General features: G+C 47.3%; 2 tRNA genes, 3 rRNA genes and 1 pseudogene. All 6 read left to right on the top strand.

Annotated elements, in window-relative coordinates:
• Positions 1–492, top strand: a 16S ribosomal RNA gene (locus tag AB0N16_RS41445); the annotation flags it as partial.
• 93 nt (positions 493–585) lie between these two features.
• A tRNA-Ala gene (locus tag AB0N16_RS41440) sits at positions 586–658 on the top strand.
• Positions 659–796: 138 nt separating this feature from the next.
• A 23S ribosomal RNA gene (locus AB0N16_RS41435) occupies positions 797–3,697 on the top strand.
• Between the two features lie 83 nt (positions 3,698–3,780).
• Positions 3,781–3,896, top strand: a 5S ribosomal RNA gene (gene rrf / locus AB0N16_RS41430).
• 6 nt (positions 3,897–3,902) lie between these two features.
• Positions 3,903–3,976: transfer RNA gene (locus tag AB0N16_RS41425), tRNA-Asn, on the top strand.
• Between the two features lie 95 nt (positions 3,977–4,071).
• A pseudogene (locus AB0N16_RS41420) lies at positions 4,072–4,421 on the top strand (TIGR01212 family radical SAM protein); the annotation flags it as partial.

Below are 4,421 nucleotides of genomic sequence, written 5' to 3'. Positions count from 1 at the left end.
GGTGCATGGTTGTCGTCAGCTCGTGTCGTGAGATGTTGGGTTAAGTCCCGCAACGAGCGCAACCCCTATTGTTAGTTGCCATCATTAAGTTGGGCACTCTAACGAGACTGCCGGTGATAAACCGGAGGAAGGTGGGGATGACGTCAAATCATCATGCCCCTTATGACCTGGGCTACACACGTGCTACAATGGATGGTACAACGAGTCGCGAGACAGTGATGTTTAGCTAATCTCTTAAAACCATTCTCAGTTCGGATTGTAGGCTGCAACTCGCCTACATGAAGTCGGAATCGCTAGTAATCGCGGATCAGCACGCCGCGGTGAATACGTTCCCGGGCCTTGTACACACCGCCCGTCACACCACGGGAGTTGGGAGTACCCGAAGTAGGTTGCCTAACCGCAAGGAGGGCGCTTCCTAAGGTAAGACCGATGACTGGGGTGAAGTCGTAACAAGGTAGCCGTATCGGAAGGTGCGGCTGGATCACCTCCTTTCTAAGGAATATATACAAAGACGTGAGCATTCAACTTTATTCAGTTTTGAGGGGTTTAGTGATAAACCTAAGCAAGAATCAAATTCTTGATTGTGGGGCCTTAGCTCAGCTGGGAGAGCACCTGCTTTGCAAGCAGGGGGTCAGCGGTTCGATCCCGCTAGGCTCCATTGTCAGACAAGACGTTAAAATCACTTGAACATTGAAAACTAAATAACAATATCTAATAACGATAAATAAACCAAAAGCTGTGAATTTTAAAGAATTTACAAACTTATACTTGAAAAACGATGATTATAAATCATCATGGCAAAGTTAATAAGGGCGCACGGTGGATGCCTTGGCACTAAGAGCCGATGAAGGACGTGACTAACGACGATATTCTAGGGGGAGCAGTAAGTACGCATTGATCCCTAGGTCTCCGAATGGGGAAACCCAGCTGCTACTAGCAGTTATTCATGAGTGAATACATAGCTCATGTAAAGGTAACGCAGAGAACTGAAACATCTAAGTACCTGCAGGAAGAGAAAGTAAAAACGATTTCGTAAGTAGCGGCGAGCGAACGCGAAGAAGGGCAAACCAAGAAGCTTGCTTCTTGGGGTTGTAGGACTGCAACGTGGACTTAAGCATTATAGTCGAATAACCTGGGAAGGTTAATCAAAGAGGGTAATAATCCCGTAGACGAAATAGCGCTTATACCTAGCAGTATCCTGAGTAGGGCTGGACACGCGAAATCCAGTTTGAATCCGGGAGGACCATCTCCCAACCCTAAATACTCCTTAGTGACCGATAGTGAACCAGTACCGTGAGGGAAAGGTGAAAAGAACCCCGAGAGGGGAGTGAAATAGCACCTGAAACCGTGTGCCTACAAGAAGTTCGAGCCCGTTAATGGGTGAGAGCGTGCCTTTTGTAGAATGAACCGGCGAGTTACGTTATGATGCGAGGTTAAGTTGAAGAGACGGAGCCGTAGGGAAACCGAGTCTGAATAGGGCGACTTAGTATCATGATGTAGACCCGAAACCTAGTGACCTATCCATGAGCAGGGTGAAGGTGTGGTAAGACGCACTGGAGGCCCGAACCAGGACACGTTGAAAAGTGTTTGGATGACTTGTGGATAGCGGAGAAATTCCAAACGAACTGGGAGATAGCTGGTTCTCTCCGAAATAGCTTTAGGGCTAGCGTCGAAATGTAAGTGTATTGGAGGTAGAGCACTGTTTGGGTGAGGGGTCCGTCTAGGATTACCAATCTCAGATAAACTCCGAATGCTAATACACATGTTCGGCAGTCAGACTGCGAGTGCTAAGATCCGTAGTCGAAAGGGAAACAGCCCAGACCAACAGCTAAGGTCCCAAAATATATGTTAAGTGGAAAAGGATGTGGGGTTGCACAGACAACTAGGATGTTAGCTCAGAAGCAGCTATCATTCAAAGAGTGCGTAATAGCTCACTAGTCGAGTGACCCTGCGCCGAAAATGTACCGGGGCTAAACATATTACCGAAGCTTTGGATTGATATTTTATCAATGGTAGGAGAGCGTTCTTAACCGCGATGAAGGTATACCGTGAGGAGTGCTGGAGCGTTAAGAAGTGAGAATGCCGGTATGAGTAGCGCAAGATAAGTGAGAATCTTATCCACCGTAAGACTAAGGTTTCCAGGGGAAGGCTCGTCCGCCCTGGGTTAGTCGGGACCTAAGGCGAGGCCGAAAGGCGTAGTCGATGGACAACTGGTTGATATTCCAGTACTAGATATGATCGTGATGGAGGGACGCAGTAGGCTAAGAGATGCCAGTTAATGGATTCTGGTCTAAGCAGTGAGGTGTGAGATGTGTCAAATGCATTTCTCTTTAACATTGAGCTGTGATGGGGAAGCAACTACGGTTGCGAACTCTCTGATGTCACACTGCCAAGAAAAGCTTCTAGCGTAAAGTCATATCTACCCGTACCGCAAACCGACACAGGTAGTCGAGGCGAGTAGCCTCAGGTGATCGAGAGAACTCTCGTTAAGGAACTCGGCAAAATAGCCCCGTAACTTCGGGAGAAGGGGTGCTGGTGTAAAAGCCAGCCGCAGTGAATAGGCCCAAGCAACTGTTTATCAAAAACACAGCTCTCTGCTAAACCGCAAGGTGATGTATAGGGGGTGACGCCTGCCCGGTGCTGGAAGGTTAAGAGGAGTGCTTAGACGTAAGTCGAAGGTATGAATTGAAGCCCCAGTAAACGGCGGCCGTAACTATAACGGTCCTAAGGTAGCGAAATTCCTTGTCGGGTAAGTTCCGACCCGCACGAAAGGCGTAATGATTTGGGCACTGTCTCAACGAGAGACTCGGTGAAATTTTAGTACCTGTGAAGATGCAGGTTACCCGCGACAGGACGGAAAGACCCCATGGAGCTTTACTGTAGTTTGATATTGAGTACCTGTAAGTCATGTACAGGATAGGTAGGAGCCATTGAAATAGGGACGCTAGTTTCTATTGAGGCGTTGTTGGGATACTACCCTTGACTTATGGTTACTCTAACCCGCTGGCATAATCGGCCAGGGAGACAGTGTCTGACGGACAGTTTGACTGGGGCGGTCGCCTCCTAAAGAGTAACGGAGGCGCTCAAAGGTTGGCTCAGATTGGTTGGAAATCAATCGTAGAGTGTAAAGGTAAAAGCCAGCTTGACTGCGAGAGCTACAACTCGAGCAGGTAGGAAACTAGGACTTAGTGATCCGGTGGTACCGCATGGAAGGGCCATCGCTCAACGGATAAAAGCTACCCTGGGGATAACAGGCTTATCTCCCCCAAGAGTTCACATCGACGGGGAGGTTTGGCACCTCGATGTCGGCTCGTCGCATCCTGGGGCTGTAGTCGGTCCCAAGGGTTGGGCTGTTCGCCCATTAAAGCGGCACGCGAGCTGGGTTCAGAACGTCGTGAGACAGTTCGGTCCCTATCCGTCGCGGGCGTAGGTAATTTGAGAGGATCTGTCCTTAGTACGAGAGGACCGGGATGGACTTACCGCTGGTGTACCAGTTGTTCCGCCAGGAGCACGGCTGGATAGCTATGTAGGGAAGGGATAAGCGCTGAAAGCATCTAAGTGCGAAGCCCACCTCAAGATGAGATTACCCATTCGTAAGAATTAAGAGCCCAGAGAGATGATCTGGTAGATAGGCTGGAAGTGGAAGAGTTGCGAGACTTGGAGCGGACCAGTACTAATCGCTCGAGGACTTTACCAAAAGAGTCAAATATAATATGCTTATGGTTTAAAAGTTAGAAGAATTGTTATTTAGTTTTGAATGTTCAAGGTAACATTTAATGATTTGGTCATCATTGCGATGGAGATACACCTGTTCCCATGTCGAACACAGAAGTTAAGTCCATCTACGGCGGAAGTACTTGGGGGTTGCCCCCTGGGAGATAAAGACGATGCCAAGTTTACATTGCGGATTAGCTCAGTTGGTAGTAGCGCATGACTGTTAATCATGATGTCGTCAGTTCGAGTCTGACATCCGCAGCTTTTAAGAGACCTACGGGTCTCTTTTTTTATTATAAATACAGAAAATGTTTAAGAAATTTTGATATAATTTGATAAACGGAGAGATGATATAAAATGCAAAAGAGATATACAACTTGGAATGAATATTTGCGAACCAATTTTGGTGAAAAAATATTTAAAGTTCCTATTGATGCTGGTTTTGACTGCCCTAATCGGGATGGTACGGTTGCTCATGGTGGATGTACTTTTTGTACAGTATCTGGTTCAGGGGATATGATTTTGGAGCCAGAGGCTCCAATTGCGGACCAATTTGCTGCCGAAGTGGCTCAATTTCATAAAAAGTGGCCTGGAGTGAAGAAATATATTGTTTATTTCCAAAATTTCACTAATACTCACGCGCCTGTTGAAGTACTGAGAGAGCGTTTTGAACAAGCGGTAAACCAACCAGATGTTGTAGGTATTTC

It is taken from the genome of Streptomyces sp. NPDC051105 (genome assembly GCF_040682795.1).
Lineage (GTDB): Bacteria > Actinomycetota > Actinomycetes > Streptomycetales > Streptomycetaceae > Streptomyces.
The sequence above is the reverse complement of the archived record's forward strand: the minus strand, read 5'-3'. Positions and strand labels throughout refer to the sequence as shown.